This window comes from Pseudomonas fluorescens (assembly GCF_040448305.1).
In the GTDB taxonomy this organism is placed as follows: Bacteria; Pseudomonadota; Gammaproteobacteria; order Pseudomonadales; family Pseudomonadaceae; genus Aquipseudomonas; species Aquipseudomonas fluorescens_BH.
Genome location: NZ_CP148752.1, coordinates 4,037,068 through 4,054,813, shown reverse-complemented (window position 1 = coordinate 4,054,813; position 17,746 = coordinate 4,037,068). Strand labels below are relative to the sequence as shown.

15 protein-coding genes and 1 pseudogene are annotated in these 17,746 nt (G+C 59.1%); 13 read left to right on the top strand and 3 right to left on the bottom strand.

The genetic code is table 11. The features are described 5' to 3' along the window. Nucleotides 1-4 precede the first annotated feature (4 nt). The 11 genes and pseudogenes from WHX55_RS18380 to WHX55_RS18330 all read left to right on the top strand — a co-directional run bounded on the left by WHX55_RS18380 (nt 5) and on the right by WHX55_RS18330 (nt 11,986). Nucleotides 5-977 (top strand): annotated as a pseudogene (locus WHX55_RS18380) (AraC family transcriptional regulator). A gap of 96 nt (nt 978-1,073) precedes the next feature. Further along, nucleotides 1,074-2,192, top strand: coding sequence for an NAD/NADP octopine/nopaline dehydrogenase family protein (locus tag WHX55_RS18375; protein WP_353740989.1), 1,119 nt, complete (start codon nt 1,074-1,076; stop codon nt 2,190-2,192). After that, a complete protein-coding gene (locus WHX55_RS18370; protein WP_353740988.1) occupies nt 2,192-3,190 on the top strand; it encodes a 3-hydroxybutyryl-CoA dehydrogenase in 999 nt (332 codons plus the stop codon). The genes WHX55_RS18375 and WHX55_RS18370 overlap by 1 nt, the downstream gene beginning before the upstream one ends. Nucleotides 3,191-3,506: 316 nt before the next feature. Beyond that, nucleotides 3,507-4,400 carry an amidohydrolase family protein gene (locus WHX55_RS18365; RefSeq protein ID WP_353740987.1) on the top strand — a complete coding sequence of 298 codons (894 nt, stop codon included), beginning with the start codon at nt 3,507-3,509 and terminating at the stop codon, nt 4,398-4,400. A gap of 35 nt (nt 4,401-4,435) precedes the next feature. Beyond that, nucleotides 4,436-5,410 (top strand): alpha/beta hydrolase, encoded by a 975-nt coding sequence (locus WHX55_RS18360; protein WP_150725505.1) that lies wholly within the window; start codon nt 4,436-4,438, stop codon nt 5,408-5,410. 243 nt (nt 5,411-5,653) lie between these two features. Further along, nucleotides 5,654-6,649 (top strand): GlxA family transcriptional regulator, encoded by a 996-nt coding sequence (locus WHX55_RS18355; RefSeq protein ID WP_150725506.1) that lies wholly within the window; start codon nt 5,654-5,656, stop codon nt 6,647-6,649. A gap of 345 nt (nt 6,650-6,994) precedes the next feature. Further along, nucleotides 6,995-7,684: an ABC transporter permease gene (locus WHX55_RS18350; protein WP_150754096.1), complete on the top strand. Its 690-nt coding sequence runs from the start codon at nt 6,995-6,997 to the stop codon at nt 7,682-7,684. Beyond that, nucleotides 7,681-8,679: an ABC transporter ATP-binding protein gene (locus WHX55_RS18345; RefSeq protein WP_353740986.1), complete on the top strand. Its 999-nt coding sequence runs from the start codon at nt 7,681-7,683 to the stop codon at nt 8,677-8,679. Before WHX55_RS18350 ends, WHX55_RS18345 begins: the two co-directional genes overlap by 4 nt. A 2-nt stretch (nt 8,680-8,681) precedes the next feature. Further along, on the top strand, nt 8,682-9,350 hold the full coding sequence (locus WHX55_RS18340; RefSeq protein ID WP_353740985.1) for an ABC transporter permease: 669 nt from the start codon (nt 8,682-8,684) through the stop codon (nt 9,348-9,350). 5 nt (nt 9,351-9,355) lie between these two features. Beyond that, complete coding sequence (locus WHX55_RS18335) at nt 9,356-10,285, top strand: glycine betaine ABC transporter substrate-binding protein (protein WP_353740984.1); 930 nt, start codon at nt 9,356-9,358, stop codon at nt 10,283-10,285. 156 nt (nt 10,286-10,441) lie between these two features. Continuing rightward, the gene (locus WHX55_RS18330) at nt 10,442-11,986 is read left to right on the top strand and encodes an amidase family protein (RefSeq protein ID WP_353740983.1); all 1,545 of its coding nucleotides are present in this window, start codon (nt 10,442-10,444) and stop codon (nt 11,984-11,986) included. A 3-nt stretch (nt 11,987-11,989) separates the two neighbouring features. Here the strand turns inward: WHX55_RS18330 and WHX55_RS18325 are convergent, their stop codons facing one another. After that, nucleotides 11,990-12,874, bottom strand: a complete 885-nt coding sequence (locus WHX55_RS18325) for a LysR substrate-binding domain-containing protein (RefSeq protein ID WP_151214349.1) — start codon at nt 12,872-12,874, stop codon at nt 11,990-11,992. Between the two features lie 159 nt (nt 12,875-13,033). Here WHX55_RS18325 and WHX55_RS18320 point away from each other — a divergent pair, with 159 nt between their 5' ends. Then, entirely contained in the window at nt 13,034-16,057 is a 3,024-nt protein-coding gene (locus WHX55_RS18320) for an FAD-binding and (Fe-S)-binding domain-containing protein (RefSeq protein ID WP_353740982.1), read from the top strand. A 38-nt stretch (nt 16,058-16,095) separates the two neighbouring features. Here WHX55_RS18320 and WHX55_RS18315 read toward each other — a convergent pair whose 3' ends face one another. Next, complete coding sequence (locus WHX55_RS18315) at nt 16,096-16,320, bottom strand: hypothetical protein (RefSeq protein WP_353740981.1); 225 nt, start codon at nt 16,318-16,320, stop codon at nt 16,096-16,098. Nucleotides 16,321-16,421: 101 nt separating this feature from the next. After that, the gene (locus WHX55_RS18310; protein WP_150725514.1) at nt 16,422-16,691 is read right to left on the bottom strand and encodes a hypothetical protein; all 270 of its coding nucleotides are present in this window, start codon (nt 16,689-16,691) and stop codon (nt 16,422-16,424) included. A gap of 179 nt (nt 16,692-16,870) precedes the next feature. On the opposite strand from WHX55_RS18310, the gene WHX55_RS18305 reads away from it, so the two are divergent. After that, nucleotides 16,871-17,644 carry a ParA family protein gene (locus tag WHX55_RS18305; RefSeq protein WP_150725676.1) on the top strand — a complete coding sequence of 258 codons (774 nt, stop codon included), beginning with the start codon at nt 16,871-16,873 and terminating at the stop codon, nt 17,642-17,644. Nucleotides 17,645-17,746: the final 102 nt, after the last annotated feature.

Genomic DNA, 17,746 nt, shown 5'->3' with positions numbered 1-17,746 from the left:
CTTGATGTTGAATGATGTACACCTGTTGGAACGGCATAGCCTGCTCAGCTCGGCCGATTACCGCGAGATCAAGGACAAGGTCAGCCAATACCTGTGCCCGCACAGCTTCAACGTGCTGCGTGACGAGCCGATCTACACCCGGCTCAACGGCGTATTCTTCGGTGATTCGGCGCTGCTCGACCTGCGCTATGGCGCGCCGGTGGAGATCACCATCGGCGACATTGCCGATCAGTACCTGTTTCGCATTACCTTGCAGGGGCATTGCGAAGTGGCCCACGGGCGGCGCAGCGCGGCGATGCAGTCGGGCTACCTGAGTGTTTCCTCACCGTTCGCGCAAAGCCGCATCGTCACCGATGGCGAGTGCCGCAACCTGATCCTGCGCGTCGACCGTGATGCCCTGGAGACGCAACTGCAACGCCTGCTCGGCCGCAGCCTGCGGCAGTCGGTGATCTTTGATGTCAGTGTCGACCACCTGGGCGCCGGCGTCGTCAGCCTCTATCACACCCTGGACTACATTTGCCGGCTGTACGGCAGCGGCGTGGACGGTTCGCGTCTCGCCAGCGGCCTGTCCGAATACCTGATGCAATTGCTGCTCACTCAGTTGCCGCACAACTACTCGGCGGATCTGTTGATCGATTCGCGCGCGCCGCTGCCGCACCATGTGAAAAAGGCCCGTGACTACATCGAGGAACACCTCGACGAACCCATCAGCCTGACGACCTTGAGCGAGCTGTGTGGCGTCTCGGTGCGTACCCTGCAGAACGGCTTCAACCAGTTCCTCCAGCAGGCGCCGGTCGAGTACATCCGCGACCGGCGCCTGGGTGATCCACGAGTCGCTCAAGCAGGGCAGGGCCGGCGAAACCGTCACCGATATCCTGTTGCGTCATGGCATCAACAGCTTCGGGCATTTCTCCAGCGCCTATCGACAACGCTATGGCTGCCTGCCGTCGGACACTTTGCGACGGCAGAAGCATTGAGACTCCTGCGCAATCCGTCATTCGGCTGCGCAATCGGATGAGTCTGTGGCGGTGCGGCTCGATAGCATCGAGTCTCAAACAAAAAGGAGTATCTGCATGAATATTACCGTGCTGGGTGGTGGTCACGGCTGTTACGCCGCTGCTGTCGAAATGGCTGAAAAGGGGCACCAGACCCGCCTGTGGCGTCGAGACTGCGCCGCGCTCAAAGAGCTGCTGGCCATCGGCAGCCTGACCATCAAGGACTATCAGGGCACTCGCCAGTTGTCTGTCTGTAAACAAGGCGACCAGCCGGGCGACAAGCTGTCGCTAACCGACGACCTCGCCGAAGCGTTGGGCGACGCGCAACTGGTGATCATTCCACTGCCTTCGACCTCCCACGAAGACCTGGCCAGACACGTCGCGCCGCACCTGCACGACGGTCAGGTAGTGTTCCTGCCGCCGGGCACCTTCGGCAGTTTCGTGTTCGCCAAGGCCATGGCCGATGCGGGCAACCACAGCAAAGTCGCCTTCGCTGAAACCGGTACGCTGCCGTACCTGGTACGCAAGCACGGCGCCAGCGACCTGGTGATCAGCGGCTACGCCACGCGCCTGCCGACCGGCGTATTCCCCAGCAACCTGTCCGGACATGCTTTTGCGGTACTGCGTGAAGCCTACCCGAGCGTCGAGCCGATTGAAGACGCCCTGAGCGGGGCACTGATGAACGCAGGCCCCATCATCCACCCGCCGCTGATCATGATGAACGCGGGGCCTCTGGAGCATTTCGAGGCCTGGGACATTCACAACGAAGGCACCCAACCGTCGATTCGTCGCGTGACCAACCAGCTCGATGCCGAACGCATGGCCGTGCGTGAAGCGCTGACCTACGGCGCGCCGCATTTCCCGCTGGCCGACCACTACAACACCAGCGAAGGCGACGAATGGATGTACGGTCGCGGTGCCCATGGCAAGCTGACCGACAGCGGCGACTGGCGCGAAGACATCGACCTGCAGAAGCATCGCTACATGCTCGAAGACACCCGCCTGGGCCTGTCCTTCCTGGTGTCCGTCGGCCGCTGGGCCGGTGTGCCGACCCCGGTGGCGCAGGGCCTGCTGAGCATTGCCTCGGTCGTCGCCTGTCGTGACCTCTACGCTGAAGGCCGCACCCTGGAAAACCTCGGTCTGGCCACGCTGAGTCGGGCGCAGATGACCGAACTTTTGACCAAGGGCTACAACTGATGAACGCCGCGCTGCCTCACGTCAGCGTGGTCGGTGCCGGCCGGATGGGCGAGGGCATTGCCCTGGCATTCATCCATGCCGGCCTGCCCGTCACCCTCATCGATATCAAGGATCGCGCCGAGGATGAGCGGCACGGCTACTTCGAGCGTGTGCGCAACAACATCCGCAGCGAATTGCAGATGCTGGTACGCCTTGGCGTGCTTGAGCTGGAACAGGCGGACATAGCGATATCCCGGTTGACGCTGCAATTCCGGTCCCAGGCCGCAGAGGCATTGCGTCTGTGCGACCTGGTGTTCGAAGCAGTGCCGGAGGTCATCGGGGTCAAGCAGGAGACCTTCGCCTGGGTCAGCGAGCATGTCCCGGCGTCGACGATCATCGCGTCCACCACCTCGACTTTCCTGGTCACCGAGTTGAGCGAAATGGTCAGTACGCCTGCGCGCTTCGTGAATGCGCACTGGCTCAATCCCGCGTACCTGATGCCGCTGGTGGAAGTCAGCCGCACCGAAGCGACCTGCCCGCAGGTGGTCGAGCGGCTGCTGCAACTGCTCAAGCGCATCGGCAAGGTGCCCGTGGTGTGCAATCCGGTGGCTGGCTACATCGTGCCGCGCATCCAGGCATTGGTCATGAACGAAGCGGCACGGATGGTGGAAGAGGGCGTGGCCAGCGCAGAAGATATCGACACGGCGGTACGCGTCGGCTTTGGTTTGCGCTTCTCGGTGCTGGGCCTGCTTGAGTTCATCGACTGGGGCGGCGGCGATATTTTGTACTACGCCTCGCGCTACTTGAGTGGCGCGCTGTCACCGCGTTTCGAATCGCCGCAGGTGATCGCCGACAACATGCAAAACGGCCGCAATGGCTTGCGCGATGGCCAGGGTTTCTACGACTACCGTGACATCGACGTGGATGCCTACAAGCAGCAGCGTCTCGGCGACTTTGTCCGCAAGCTGGAGTTGTCGGGGCTGACGCCTGCGTTCGATGGCGCCTTGAAACAGGCTTGAGCATCAGGGCCCGGAGGCCGGGCCCTGACTGCATCACCAGTGGTCGAAATACATCAATTTTTCGCCATCCATCTGACAGACCGCCTACCCATCGACCGCTCCGGGTTTCATTTTCACGACTCTAGAGTCCTGCCAGCGTTGCGACATAGAACCCCAAGGGTCAGTTCGCCTCTTCACATCCATGCACTGATTGCCAACGCCTCCTTGCCCGCAAAATCGCGCATGGCGAAATTTTGATACTACACGTCGAGTTGGCGGGAGCGACGAAGCACTGACGACGATTATTGTTTTCGCACAAAAGCAGGAAACAATAATCATGCTGCCGCTGATCAAAAGAATAGACAGTCACGTTCATTTTTATACATCGCAAGACCTGCGCCGAGTGGCCGGTTCGCTGCCCTATGCATTACCTGAGCCGCATCCGCTGACTGCTTATCTGGATACATTGATCGATGCCGGAATTGCTCCGACGCTCCTCAATAACGTCCATTTGAGCATTCTGCCGGATTCAGAAAACGTATTTGCTTCATTTGACGAACTCAAGAATCTCCAGGCGGCCAACCCTCTGCGCTATGGGGACGTCAAATTGGTGGGGACGATCAAGGCAGAACCTGCTTACGCCACCCAGGAACGCCTCTCGCACCCGCAGGTGGTTGGCGCACGGATCGTTCTGCACGATGCAAGGCCTGAAACGGTTTCCGATACGCAATTCAGCGATGGGCAGTGGGCTGCGTTTTATGGTCGCTTGCAACCGCGCCAGCACCTGCACATTTACGCGAAAGAAGCCGAGACGAATCTGCGCGTATTGCGCCAGATCCCTCGTGATGTGCGGGTCATTATCGATCACCTGGGCACATGCCACAGCGAGCGTGACATCACTGAGCCGGCTTACATCGCGCTACTCACTGAGGCCAGAGAACGAGGCAACGTGTGGTTCAAGGGCCCTGGCTATCGCACTTGCGTCCATCCCGAGGAATCAGCTCGTTTCGTGACGCAAATTGTTTGCGCCGTCGGCGCGGACAAGATTCTTCTGGAAGCAACGGATGCACCTCATGTTGGAACTGACAACAAGGGAATTCCGTACTCCGACCTCTTTAATCTGGGCAAGGCTTTCAACTTTGTTGATGCCGTTGCACTGCATGTTTCCAAAGAAACCCGAACTCCTGTTGGCCAGCTTCTGCGAGGAGCATTTGGCCAATTGGTAAGTTGATCTACGCCCACGCTCCCACTTCGAGATAACCAGCAATGACGAACATTACAACAAAAGACATCAACTTCACCGTCAAGTATGGCGATGAAACCCTGAGCCTCAAAGGCACGGTTTTTCAGCCAGAACAACTCGACGCTGCGTTGCAAAAACTGCCACCGGTCATCTTCAACTCCGGCTTCACCGGCGGGGTCACGATGTACGGCCAACTGTTCGGTCGCGCCCTGGCAGGCCTGGGTTATCGCGTCATGACCTACGACGTGGCAGGCTTTTTTTCCAACAAGCACATCCGTAACACCCTCGAGGCTGGTGACAAGGTCATCACCAGCGTCATCCTCGAAGACCAGAAAGATGAAGTGCTCGGTGCCGTTGAATGGGCGCGCGAGAATTTCGGTGAGATGCCGGTGGTCGCATCGTGGGCGATGGGCTCGGTGGCAAGCCTCGGTGCAGTGGCTGAGCTGGCTGCGGCCGGCGGTGAACAGATCCGCTTCTGGGTGCCGATGAGCTATACCAACATCCGCAAACTGCAAGCCTTGCGCGCTGATCAGGCTGCGGCTGACGCAGCCATCCAGCAACTCGCGGATGACGCGCCGATCCCTCCATTCGACACCGGCACTGATGGGACCCGTCTCGGTTACTACCCGCTGGATCCTGAGACCCAGGCTTATGTCGATCAGCAACTGGGCGGCTACACCGAAGCGGGCGGCGCGGACCGTTGGCCGGGCTGCACTTACGTGACGGCGAAGTCCTACAAGTCCTATGTGGCGTATGACCCGGAGCAGTCCATCGAAGGTGCAAAAGGCTTCCCGCCAGCGCTGATCATCCATGGCGCTGACAACACCTTGCACATGCCGTCGGAGTCTGTGCGTCTGCACCAGAATTATCCCGGCGATGCCGGCCCGAATGCGCTGATCATTTCGCACATGCAACATGGCCAGCAGAATCAGGTCGACAGCCCTGTGTTCAAGTCGATGATCCAGAGCATCGACGAAGCCATCCGCGCGCGCGGCTGATCCGCTCGCCATTCTCCTGCGAGACCTCGGGCGTCGAGCTCTCGCAGCGATTTCCAGCATCGCGGGGTGTATTGCTTCCGTCGTTCTGATCTGTCGTAACGCTTCGGCAGGGCTGGTTCGCTGTCTCAACGATTGAATCTGGCTGAATGCGTGCCCAACCCCTAACATGGCGGGTGCAAAGCCACTTCCTCGGGTGGCCCAGGCTGTTCACTTGAACGGCTGCCCCCATGAAAGGATCTGGCGATGACAGCCCCCAGTGAGTCAGCGACGTCTGTGAATAGCCACACAACCAAGCGAATCGGGCTGCTGATTCTCCCTCAGTTCTCCATGATGGCCCTGGCGGGTGCCAGCGAGCCTTTGCGCGCGGCCAATCGACTGTCCGGCAAAACGCTTTATGAGTGGACCCTGCTCACGGAGTCGGGCGGACCGGTCAGTTCCAGCAGCGGTATCGAAATCCAGACCGTGCCGATTGATCAGGCGCCGGAACTGGATCGCGTGTTTGTCCTGGCGAGCCTGGACATCGAGCATCAGAAACCACCCAAAATGCTGCGCTTCCTGCAGCGCGCAGCGTCCCGCGGGATCACCGTCGGCGCACTGAGCACCGGTACGTTCATCCTCGCACGCGCAGGCTTACTGGAAGGCAAGCGTTGCACCTTGCACTGGGAGTCCATCGGCCAGTTTTCGGAGGAATTCCCCACGATCGAAGTCACCAGGGAGCTGTACGTCAACCATGGCAACCGCTGGACGTGTGCCGGGGGAACGGCGGCCATCGACCTCATGCTGGCACAAGTCGCGCTTGATTTCGGTAACCAGCTCGCGGCGAGCATCGCCGAGCAATTTCTGCACGCCAGGATACGCGCGCCGGAAGAGCATCAGCGGATGTCGATCCAGTGGCGGTTCGGCATTCACGATCGCAGGCTGACAGCCGCCATCGCCTTCATGGAGAACAATCTGGAGAACATCGTCGGCATCGAAGAGATCGCCGACCGTTGCAATCTGTCCCACCGTCAACTCGAACGGCTGTGGCATCAGCACTTCGGCATGACGCCGAAGAAATTCTACCTGGAGCTCAGGTTGAACGAAGCACGCCGGTTGCTGCGTGAGAGCACCCAGCCCATTGCGTCCATCGCTTACAGCTGTGGGTTCGTCTCAGCGTCACATCTGGGTGCTGCTTACCGTCGTATCTGGGGATGTACGCCCGGTGAAGAGCGGCGGAAATTTGATGATGCTCACTCCTGATTTCAGTCACCGAGTGCATGGGTCAACAAACGCCAATCCCCTGAAAAACCCCTGAACCAATCCTCTCTGCAAAATCCCATAGCAAGCTAATGACTCGGCCCGACAGGCGGTGCGCTCTGGCAAGCCTGGGTCATATGGCGATCCCGCATACTTGCGTCCTCAATCGACCCTGCGCCTTGCATTGCGAGTTGGCTTGCCGCGTGACGTCGTTTTTTTGATAGAAATCGTCGAACTCGAAGCTCAGAGTGCCTACGGTAGCGCGGTAATGTTTCCTACAGATCCGGCGTTCAATTCCAGATGCGCGACCGATAAAAACAACAATGACGTACAGAAGGCATAACAACCATGGAAACCTTGAGTTTCATTCTGGAAAACGGCGGGCTGATCAGTCTGCTACTCGGGCAGCACCTGCTCATCGTGACGGTTGCGGTGGGTTTGGCGATTCTGACGGGCGTGCCTGTCGGGATCGCGATCTCCCAGCACCCCAGAACGCGGCGCTGGGTCCTGGCCTTCGCCGCGGTCCTGATGACCATTCCCTCTGCCGCGCTGTTCGGGCTGATGATTCCGGCCCTGTCGCTGATCGGCTACGGGATCGGCGTCGTGCCGGCGGTCATTGCGCTGTTTCTCTACTCCCAATTACCCATCATCCGCAACACCACCACTGCGATCTCCAACATCGATCCGGCCTTGCGCGAAGCGGCGATCGGGATGGGCATGTCGACCGGGCAACGATTGCGCAAGGTTGAACTGCCGATTGCGGTCCCGCTGATCATGGCGGGCGTGAGGATGGCGACCGTCATCAACATCGGCATCGCGGCCATCGCGGCGTACATCGGCGCCGGCGGCCTGGGCAGCCTGATCATTCGCGGCATCGCGCAATCGGATACCCGACAGCTGTTGGCCGGCGCGATCGTCATCAGTGTCATCGCCATTGCGGCCGATTACGCGTTGTACGGCTTGCAGCGCCTGCTGACGCCAAAAGGCTTGAACAAGAACAAAGTGGCCACCGGCCGAATGAAGGAAGCTACGACGTGATCCAGATCGAAAACCTGAACAAGCAATTCGGCTCAATCACTGCAGTAGAAGATGTCTCATTCAATGTTGAAGAGGGGCAGATCTGCGTACTGCTTGGGCCGTCGGGCTGCGGTAAAACCACGACGCTGAAAATGATCAACCGACTGATCACGCCGACCTCCGGCACGATCAGAATCGGCGGTCGCGACACGTCCGAACTGGACAGCGTCACCCTCAAGCGCTCCATCGGCTATGTGATCCAGCAAGTCGGCCTGTTCCCGAACATGACCGTTGAGGAAAACATCTGCGTCGTTCCCAATCTGTTGGGATGGGACAAAACCAAAAGCCGAAAGCGCGCCGCGGAGTTGCTGGAAGTGGTCGCGCTGGATCCGTCGAAATTTCTCAAGCGCTATCCGTGTGAACTTTCCGGTGGTCAACAGCAACGCGTAGGCGTGGCCCGGGCCCTGGCAGCGGATCCGCCCGTGATGCTGATGGACGAGCCCTTTGGCGCGATCGACCCGATCAACCGGGAAGTGATCCAGGACGAATTCATGCGCATCCAGCGCCTCGTCAACAAGACTGTCCTGTTTGTCAGTCACGACATCGATGAAGCGGTGAAGATGGCGGACTGCGTCGCCCTGTTCCATAACGGAAAAATCCAGCAGTTCGGCAGCTCGGATGATCTGCTGGCCCGGCCCAACAGTGAGTTCGTGGCGAACTTCATGGGTGGCGACCGGATCATGAAGCGCCTGCGTCTGCTGCGTGCGGCTGACGTGGCCAGCAAGGTTCCGCCACGGGAACACATGCAGATCGTTGGCGGCAACAGCGCTGTTTTTTCGCAATCGCACCTGATCGTCAAGCCAGGAGATGACCTGCGCCAGGTGCTTTCGCAATTGCTGGGTCGCGGCCAGGACTGGGCACTTTGCAACGACAGCGACGGGCACTTTATCGGCTATGTCCACCAGGCCGACATCCTGGCACGACTTGTTGAAAACATTACTCCGGTGGTGCACTGAAGATGTCTGACTTACTGATCAGATTGTGGGAAGGGCTGCAGTTTTACTGGGGCGACATCAGCTACCTGACGGTCCAGCATCTGCAGATCGTGGCGGTCAGTGGTCTCCTGGCCCTGGTCATCGCGCTGCCGTTGGGTGTCTGGATGAGCCGTCCGGCGAACCAGCGTTACGCCATGGCCAGCATGCAGGTCCTTAACGTAGGGCAGGCGATTCCCAAGCTCGCGTTGCTGGCTTTGGCCATGAGTTTCATTGGTGTCGGTAGCGGCGCGGCCATCATCGGGTTGTTTGTCGCGACGTTGCTACCCGTGGCAGTCAACACCTATGAAGGCTTGCGCGCCGTGCCGCAGCACTTGGTCGAAGCGGCCGAGGCCATGGGCATGACGCCACGGGAAACGCTGTGGAAAGTTGAAATTCCGAACGCGATGAACGTGATTTTCGCGGGCATCCGCACGGCGCTGGCGATCAACGTCGGTACCGCTCCGCTGGCCTTCCTGGTCGGTGGCGGCGGGCTGGGCGAGTTGATCTTTACCGGGATCGACTTGAATGACTTCGGCATGATGCTGGCCGGTGCCGCGGCGACCGCGCTGTTGGCGATTGCGGTCGATCTGGGCTGCGGCTTGATTCAAAACATTGCAGTGTCACGGGGCTTGAGGTTGACCGGGCGCGAGTGAATCCGATGACCATGGACAAAACCAATAATATGAGGTGCACGATGATCTATCGAATGCTGGCCAGTCTGATCTTTACCCTGAGTCTTGTTTGCGGTGTTGTGGGCAGTGCTTCTGCCAATAACACGATTGTGGTCGGCGGCAAGAAGTTTACCGAGCAGCAATTGGTTGCCGAGATGACCACACAACTCCTGCGCGCCAATGGCTACAGTGTCGATAAACGTCCGGACCTGGGTTCTTCCGTATTGCGCGCGGCGCAAGAGAATGGTCAGGTCGATGTGTATTGGGAATACACCGGCACTTCGCTGATTACTTACAATAAAGTCACGGACAAGCTCAACGCTGACGAAACGTACAAGAAAATCAGCGAGCTTGATGCGCAGAAAGGCATCACCTGGCTGAACCCATCCAAGGCCAATAACACCTACGCCTTTGCTATGCGCAAGGACGAGGCAGAGAAGGATGGAATCGCCTCGATCAGCGATCTTGCAAATAAGATCGCAACAGGCAAGTCCTACAAGTTTGCCTCCAATGCTGAATTCTTTTCCCGCCCTGATGGCCTGCGTCCTCTGCAAGAGACCTACAAGTTTGAATTTGAGCGCAAGAACATCGTCCGCATGGACGGCGGGCTGACCTATCAGGCGCTTCGAGACGGGCAGGTCGATCTGGCCTTGGTCCTGTCGACGGATGGGCGGATTCCGGCCTTCGGCTTTGTGGTGCTGCAAGACGATAAAGGCTTCTTCCCCAGCTACGCGCTGACCCCGGTTATTCGCACCGAAGTGTTTAAGGCGAATCCAAAGATCGGCGAGTTGCTCAACGCACTGTCGTCCAGGCTGGATGACGACACCATCGCGGGTCTCAATTCCCGGGTCGATGTCGGCCGTGAATCCATCGAGAGCGTGTCCAAGGAATTTCTGCAAAAGAGCAAGTTGCTGTAGAAACTGCCGAAGGCTGCGATCTTCGACATTGTCTTAAGAACTTTCCAGGGCCGGCGGAATAACCCCGGCCTTTTTTCCCTGCCTCCCATCCACTCCCTTGCACCTCTATCAGGTGCGAGCCGGTTTCGTTCGCCTGTACCCACTCGGAGAATAAAAATGCAGTTGAATAAAAAGTTCGTGGCGTGCGCGTTTTTGCTAATGGCGGCAAGTGCTCAGGCGGATGACGGTATCGACCGCATGAGTCTCGCCGATATGCGTCATGCGTTGAATGCCGGGACCCTCAGTTCCGAGCAACTGGTCCGGCATTACCTCAATAACATTCAGGCGAACAATCACCAGGGCCAAAACATCAATGCACTGGTGACCATCAATGAACAGGCGATCGATCAGGCCCGCAAGTGGGATGCTGAACGGGCGAAAAACCCCACTTTTAAATACGCACCGCTGGCCGGCATTCCATTCGTGGTGAAGGACAACTTTGACACCGCTGGTATGGTCACCTCCGGTGGTTCCTTCGTGCTGCGTTCGTCGGTGCCAAGCCAGGATGCCTTCACCGTCAAGATGCTGATCGACGGGCAAGCCATTCTGCTCGGCAAAGCCAACCTGTCGGAACTGGCGGCGTCCTTTGGCTGGTTTGGCTACAGCTCGTTTGGCGGCCAGACGCTGAATCCGCGGAACACCAAGCGGGATGCTTCCGGCTCCAGCAGCGGTTCTGCCGCCTCGGTGGCGGCGGCGTTTGCCCCCTTCGCGTTGGGGTCGGACACGAGCGGCTCGATCCGGGCGCCGGCCAGCGTCACCGGCACGGTGGGTTTTCGACCTTCGCTGGGGCTGATCAGTCGTAGCGGCATCATTCCGCTGTCGCTCGCGTTCGATACCGCCGGCGTCATTACCAACAGCGTGCTGGATCAGGCCATTGTGCTCGATGCGATCAAGGGCCAGGACAAAAGCGATCCGGCGACCCTCGACCTTGCTGCAGATAAAATACAGTTCGAACCGGCACTGAGCCGTTCCTCGCTGCAAGGCAAGACCATTGGGGTGATCACCAATTTCAAGGGGGCGAACCCGGAGGTGGATGCGGTCTTTAAAACGGCGCAGGAAACCCTCGGCAAGCGCGGTGCGCATGTCGTCTCCATCGAATTGCCCAAAGCCTTTGAAACCCTATGGAGCGATGTGCTCGGACCAGTAGGAGAGGGTGAGTTCAAGCCGCAATTCGAACGCTACCTCGCCACCCTCAATCCGAACCAACCGCGAACGCTTGTGCAGTTTCTCGACCTGGCCAAACAAAATCAGGCGCAAAACGCTGCGCACGGGATGAACCCGGCACGCCTGGCCGGACTGGAAACGCTAGCGAGTGCCACCAGCACCGATTCACCGCAGTACATCTCCATCCTCTCCCGGAAGATTCCACAGTTGCGCGCGCAACTGATGGACGTCATGAAGAAGAACAAGGTGGACAGCCTGTTCTTCGCGACCATCAACTGCCCGGCTTCGGTGGTGCACGGTGTGAGCGATGACAGTTACGTGTGCAAGTCCGGCGATACCTACGCGTCGTCGTACATTGCCTCGGCCACGGGATTTCCCGAGATCACCGTTCCGGCAGGCATCATCGAGGGCAACCTGCCGGTCGGTGTTTCGTTCCTGGGCGGCTACGGCGAAGACGCCAAGGTGGTTGGTTTCGGCTACGCGTTCCTTGGGCGGTAATCGTCAGATCTGCTCCAGCAACCAGGTACGAAACGCGACGAGTGACGGCAGCATTTCGTTGCGCGGCGGATAGGCCAGGTAGTAACTGCGCTGGCTGGCAAAGGGCTGATCGAGGCTGATCAGTTCGGTATTGGCCAGCTCGTCGGCCACCAGGATACGCGGTACCAGACCGATGCCGATGCCGGCCCTGACTGCCTGGATCAAGTGCGAGGTGAGTTCGAAACTCGGCCCCAGCCGCATCATCCGATGGGGCAGGCCGTGGTGGCTGAACCACTCGCCCCAGACGTTGGCGTTGCTCGCGACGTTGAGCAGCGTCTGGCCACCGATGCGCTCCGGGGTCCAAGCGTCATGGGTTTCGGCCGCTTGTGGCGAAATGATCACCATCAGTTCTTCGGTGTGCAGACGATGGCTGATCAGGCCCGGCAAGTCGGCATTGCCGACGACGATCGCGGCATCGATCCCGCTGGTTTCAAAGTCGATGGCATCGATCCGGGAATTGATGTGCACCAGCATGCCGGGATGGGTTTTGTAGAAGTCATGCAGGCGCGGCAATAACCACTTCGAGCCGAAGGTCGGCAAGGTGGCCAGGCGCAAGGTGCCGCTGCCTGATTGATAAGCCATGGCCTGCAACGTGGCGCTGCGGATGCGTCCGAGCGCTTCGCTCATTTCCCGCTGATAAAGACGACCGACATCGGTCAACTGCACTTGCCGGCCTTCACGGCGGAACAGCGTCAGGCCCAGTTGCTGTTCCAGCGCCTGGACCTGCCGGCTCACGGCGCTTTGGGTCAATGACAGTTCCATCGCGGCACGGGTATAGCTTTCATGACGGGCGGCAGCTTCAAAGGCCAGCAGCAGCGACATCGAAGGGGTGAGGTGACGGTAATTCATTCGTAAAAGTCATCGATAGCGGCAGGATTATCCGTTTGTCTGGTGCCACAGCCTGCAGGATCATTGGCGTACCCGACGACCTGAGGCTGACCCATTAATGCTCAGGCGACAAGTGTTTTGAGTTTTCCCGTGATTAGACCGACAAGAGAACAGCCTGCGATGATCGCTCAGTTGCCCACCGTTGCACTCGCGGCACAGTACCCGGAATTTCTTCAAGCCCTGCGTGCCAGCGGCTTTCGCGGCCAGCTCAGCGCTGACTACGCCACCCGCACCGTGTTGGCGACCGACAACTCGATTTACCAGCGGCTGCCGCAAGCGGCGGTGTTCCCCCTGGATGCAGGTGACATCGCACGCATCGCGACCTTGATGGCCGAGTCACGCTTTCGCCAGATCAAGCTGACCCCGCGCGGTGGTGGCACCGGCACCAACGGGCAGTCATTGACCGATGGCATCGTGGTCGACCTGTCGCGGCACATGAACACCATCCTCGAAATCAACGTCGCCGAGCGCTGGGTGCGGGTGCAGGCGGGCGTGGTCAAGGATCAGCTCAATGCAGCGCTCAAACCTCACGGGCTGTTCTTCGCACCGGAGTTGTCGACGTCCAACCGTGCCACCGTCGGCGGCATGATCAACACCGACGCCAGCGGCCAGGGCAGTTGCACCTATGGCAAGACCCGTGACCACGTACTGGAATTGCACAGCGTGCTGCTCGGCGGTGAGCGCCTGCACAGCCATCCGCTGTCCGACGCGGAACTGGAGGCGGCTTGCGCGCAGTCCGGCCGTATCGGCGAAGTGTATCGGGTGGCGCGCAATATCCAGGAGACCCAGGCCGATCTGATCGAATCGGTATTCCCCAAACTCAACCGTTGCCTGACCGGTTACGACCTGGCGCACCTGCGCGACGAGCAAGGGCGTTTCAACCTCAACAGTGTGCTGTGCGGTGCGGAAGGGTCATTGGGCTACATTGTCGAAGCCAAGCTCAACGTGCTGCCGATTCCCAGGTATTCGGTGCTGGTGAACGTGCGTTACGGCAGCTTCATGGATGCGCTGCGTGACGCCGATGCGCTACTGGCGCACAAGCCGTTGTCCATCGAAACCGTGGACTCCAGGGTGTTGCTGCTGGCGATGAAAGACATCGTCTGGCATAGCGTCGCCGAGTATTTCCCGACGGACGTCGAGCGCCCGACGCTGGGCATCAATCTGGTGGAGTTCAGCGGTGACGACGTGGTGCGAGTGAACACGCGCGTGGCGTCGTTCGTGGCGCATCTGCAGGCCGACTCGACGATTGAGCGGCTGGGCCACACGTTGGCAGAAGGCGTCGAAGCCGTGACCCGCGTGTACGTCATGCGCAAACGCTCGGTCGGGCTCCTGGGCAACGTCGAAGGTGAGGTTCGCCCGCAGCCTTTCGTTGAAGATACCGCCGTGCCGCCGGAGAAACTGGCCGACTACATCGCCGAGTTTCGTGCCTTGCTGGACAGCTATGGTCTGGCGTACGGCATGTTCGGTCACGTCGATGCCGGTGTGTTGCACGTGCGTCCGGCGCTGGACATGAAAGACCCGTCCCAGGCCGCGCTGGTCAAGCCGATTTCCGACGCCGTGGCCGAGTTGACCCGGCGTTACGGCGGGTTGCTATGGGGCGAGCACGGCAAGGGTTTGCGTTCGGAATACGTCCCCGGGTTTTTTGGCGAGTTGTACCCGGCATTGCAATCGCTCAAGGGCGCGTTCGACCCGCACAATCAGCTCAACCCCGGGAAGATCTGTACGCCGCCGGATGCTGCCCAGGGCTTGCTCAAGGTCAACGAAGTGACGCTGCGCGGAGATCTGGATCGGCAGATCGACGAGCGCGTCTGGCAAAGCTTCGGCACCGCCATGCACTGCAACGGTAATGGCGCCTGCTACAACTACGACCCCAATGATGCGATGTGTCCCTCGTGGAAAGCCACCCGTGAGCGCCAGCACTCGCCGAAGGGCAGGGCGTCGTTGATTCGCGAATGGTTGCGTCTGCAAGGCGCGGCCAATATTGATGTACTGCAAGCGGCCCGAGGCAAGTTGTCGTGGTTGCGCGGGTTGCCAGCGCGGTTGCGTAACAACCTGGCGCGCTCGCGGGGCGAGGCGGATTTTTCCCATGAAGTCTATGACGCGATGGCGGGCTGCCTGGCCTGTAAATCCTGCGCGGGACAATGCCCGGTCAAGGTCAACGTCCCGGAATTCCGTTCGCGTTTTCTGCAGCTGTACCACGGTCGCTATCAACGACCGCTGCGTGACTACCTGATCGGCTCGCTGGAGTTCACCATTCCATACATGGCGTATGCGCCGGGTCTTTACAACGCGGTGATGGGCTCGAAATGGGTGAGCCGCCTGCTTGAGCGACAGGTCGGCATGCTCGACAGCCCGCTGATCCACCGTCATGACTTGCAGGCCACGTTGACCCGTTGCAAGGTCGCGGTCGCCAGCGTGCCAGCCCTGCGCGAACTGACCGTGGCACAACGTGAGCGCAGCGTGGTGTTGGTGCAGGACGCCTTCACCCGTTACTTCGAAACGCCGTTGCTGGCGAGCTTTATCCAGTTGGCGCATCAGTTGGGTTATCGGGTGTTTCTGGCGCCCTATAGCGCCAACGGCAAGCCTTTGCACGTGCAGGGTTTTCTCGGCGCCTTCGCCAGGGCGGCGATCCGCAACGGCAATCAGCTCAAGGCGCTCGCCGACTGCGGTGTACCGCTGGTGGGACTGGACCCGGCGATGACGCTGGTCTACCGCCAGGAATATCAAAAAGTACCAGGGCTCAACGATTGCCCGAAGGTCTTGCTGCCTCAGGAGTGGTTGTCCGATGCGTTGCCGGAAAACCCGCATCCCGCGACCGGGACATTCCGTTTGTTGGCGCACTGCACCGAAAAAACCAATGTCCCGGCCAGCACTTCGCAATGGGAAGCCGTTTTTGCCCGGCTCGGGCTCAAGCTGACGACTGAGGCGACCGGCTGCTGCGGCATGTCCGGAACCTTCGGCCATGAAGCACGTAACCAAGGCCGCTCACGAACCATTTTTGAGCAGTCCTGGTCCGGCAAACTGAACAAAAACAGCGAGGCGCTGGCCACGGGATACTCCTGTCGCAGTCAGGTGAAGCGCTTTGCCAACCTGCAATTGCGCCATCCATTGGAGGTTGTGTTAGAGCATACGCTCGCGAAGTGAAGAGGAGCGCTCGGTTGAATCATCGCGCCGATGTCGGCTCAGTTGCCGCTCTTGATATTGCTCCAGGAGCGCGTGCGGACACGATCGACCGCATGGGACTGCGGTTGCAGGGTGAACAGCGTGGCTATCACCTGCGCAGAGGGGTAGATGTTCGGGTTGTCTTGCACCTCGGCCGAAACCAGCGCGTTCGCGTCTTTGTTGGCGTTGGCGTTGGCGGTGAGCGCCAGATTGGTAGCAGGCGCAATCACTTCGGGGCGCAGCATGTAGTAAGACAGGCGCCAAATGGCCGGTGTTGTGCCCCTTGGGAAACAACACCGGCCAGTCGAAGAGAAAAATGAACGGTCGCTGCCGACGAAGATCCCAGCTACTTGCCATTCCTGGCATGCGCTACCTTCGCTCGAATACCATCAAAATACTGGGACTTCAGCTCTGTCGTTAACGGGCCAAGGATGGGGTTTGCTTTGAACCGGGCCAACAGATGCTCAATCACCCGATCCACCTTGGCGTAGGCAGCAGTGACGCTTGAAGGCACCAGCGGATCAAACTCAATCCCTTCCATCTCGATATCGAGTGTTTTCAACACGGGTTCGGCGTCCAGGATCTGGTGGCGTATTTCATCCGGCGAGCATTGCATTGTCGACCTCCTTGTAATGCCATAAGTACAGACACGCCTCTGGTTAACTGCATGTCGGATGACGCAGTCAACGCATGGCAGCCACTGTCTTAAAAATGAAACAAAATTGTCGCTTAGAAATATTGCTGAAATATTTCAATCCTATGATCGAGGGAGAACTTTTTCAGGTTACCTCCCTCATGCGTCGAGTTGTGTTCAATCAAAAAGGAGGCGTTGGCAAATCAAGCATCGCCTGCAATCTCGCGGCTGTCAGTGCTGCCGAAGGCTACAGGACGCTGCTGGTGGATCTCGATCCGCAGGCTAACTCGACCCAATACCTGACAGGACTGACCGGCGATGATATCCCCATGGGGATTGCCGATTTCTTCAAGCAAACCTTATCCAGCGGCCCGGCCAGCAAAAAGAACCGGGTGGCCATCACTGATACTCGCTACGACAATCTGCACCTGGTCACGGCCAGCCACGAGCTTGCTGATCTGCAGTCAAAGCTTGAGTCAAAATTCAAGATCAACAAGCTGCGCCGCTTGTTGGTGGAGCTTTCCGAAGATTACGAACGTATTTATATCGATACGCCGCCTTCCCTGAATTTCTATACGTTCAGCGCACTGATCGCCGCCGACCGCGTGCTGATTCCTTTCGATTGCGACAGTTTTTCTCGTCAGGCGCTCTACAGCGTCATCGCGCAAGTGGCCGAGTTGCAGGCTGACCATAATGAGTCGTTGATCGTGGAAGGTGTGGTGGTCAACCAATTTGTGGCGCGTGCCAGCTTGCACCAAATGCTGATCGACGAGTTGGTGGCCGAAGGCTTGCCGGTGTTACCGGATTATTTGAGCAGCACGGTCAAAATGCGGGAGTCCCATGAAACGTCGGTGCCCATGATCCACCTGGCGCCACGCCATAAGCTTTCATTGGAATTCGTCAGTCTGTTTTCCGCTTTGGAGCGGGCCAGTTGATCGCAAAAGCAATGTTGACGTTTCAGCATCCAGCGATGGGATAGCACGCCTTGGTTCCCCTTCTGGTTTCACTGCTACCACAAAGCACTCCAGCCAGGCCCC

What these genes read in the sequence shown, in the direction of transcription:
- WHX55_RS18375 (WP_353740989.1), top strand. Translation starts at nt 1,074, where the DNA reads ATGAATATTACCGTGCTGGGTGGTGGTCACGGCTGTTACGCCGCTGCT.
- WHX55_RS18370 (WP_353740988.1), top strand. Translation starts at nt 2,192, where the DNA reads ATGAACGCCGCGCTGCCTCACGTCAGCGTGGTCGGTGCCGGCCGGATG.
- WHX55_RS18365 (WP_353740987.1), top strand. Translation starts at nt 3,507, where the DNA reads ATGCTGCCGCTGATCAAAAGAATAGACAGTCACGTTCATTTTTATACA.
- WHX55_RS18360 (WP_150725505.1), top strand. Translation starts at nt 4,436, where the DNA reads ATGACGAACATTACAACAAAAGACATCAACTTCACCGTCAAGTATGGC.
- WHX55_RS18355 (WP_150725506.1), top strand. Translation starts at nt 5,654, where the DNA reads ATGACAGCCCCCAGTGAGTCAGCGACGTCTGTGAATAGCCACACAACC.
- WHX55_RS18350 (WP_150754096.1), top strand. Translation starts at nt 6,995, where the DNA reads ATGGAAACCTTGAGTTTCATTCTGGAAAACGGCGGGCTGATCAGTCTG.
- WHX55_RS18340 (WP_353740985.1), top strand. Translation starts at nt 8,682, where the DNA reads ATGTCTGACTTACTGATCAGATTGTGGGAAGGGCTGCAGTTTTACTGG.
- WHX55_RS18335 (WP_353740984.1), top strand. Translation starts at nt 9,356, where the DNA reads ATGACCATGGACAAAACCAATAATATGAGGTGCACGATGATCTATCGA.
- WHX55_RS18330 (WP_353740983.1), top strand. Translation starts at nt 10,442, where the DNA reads ATGCAGTTGAATAAAAAGTTCGTGGCGTGCGCGTTTTTGCTAATGGCG.
- WHX55_RS18325 (WP_151214349.1), bottom strand. Translation starts at nt 12,874, where the DNA reads ATGAATTACCGTCACCTCACCCCTTCGATGTCGCTGCTGCTGGCCTTT.
- WHX55_RS18320 (WP_353740982.1), top strand. Translation starts at nt 13,034, where the DNA reads ATGATCGCTCAGTTGCCCACCGTTGCACTCGCGGCACAGTACCCGGAA.
- WHX55_RS18315 (WP_353740981.1), bottom strand. Translation starts at nt 16,320, where the DNA reads ATGCTGCGCCCCGAAGTGATTGCGCCTGCTACCAATCTGGCGCTCACC.
- WHX55_RS18310 (WP_150725514.1), bottom strand. Translation starts at nt 16,691, where the DNA reads ATGCAATGCTCGCCGGATGAAATACGCCACCAGATCCTGGACGCCGAA.
- WHX55_RS18305 (WP_150725676.1), top strand. Translation starts at nt 16,871, where the DNA reads ATGCGTCGAGTTGTGTTCAATCAAAAAGGAGGCGTTGGCAAATCAAGC.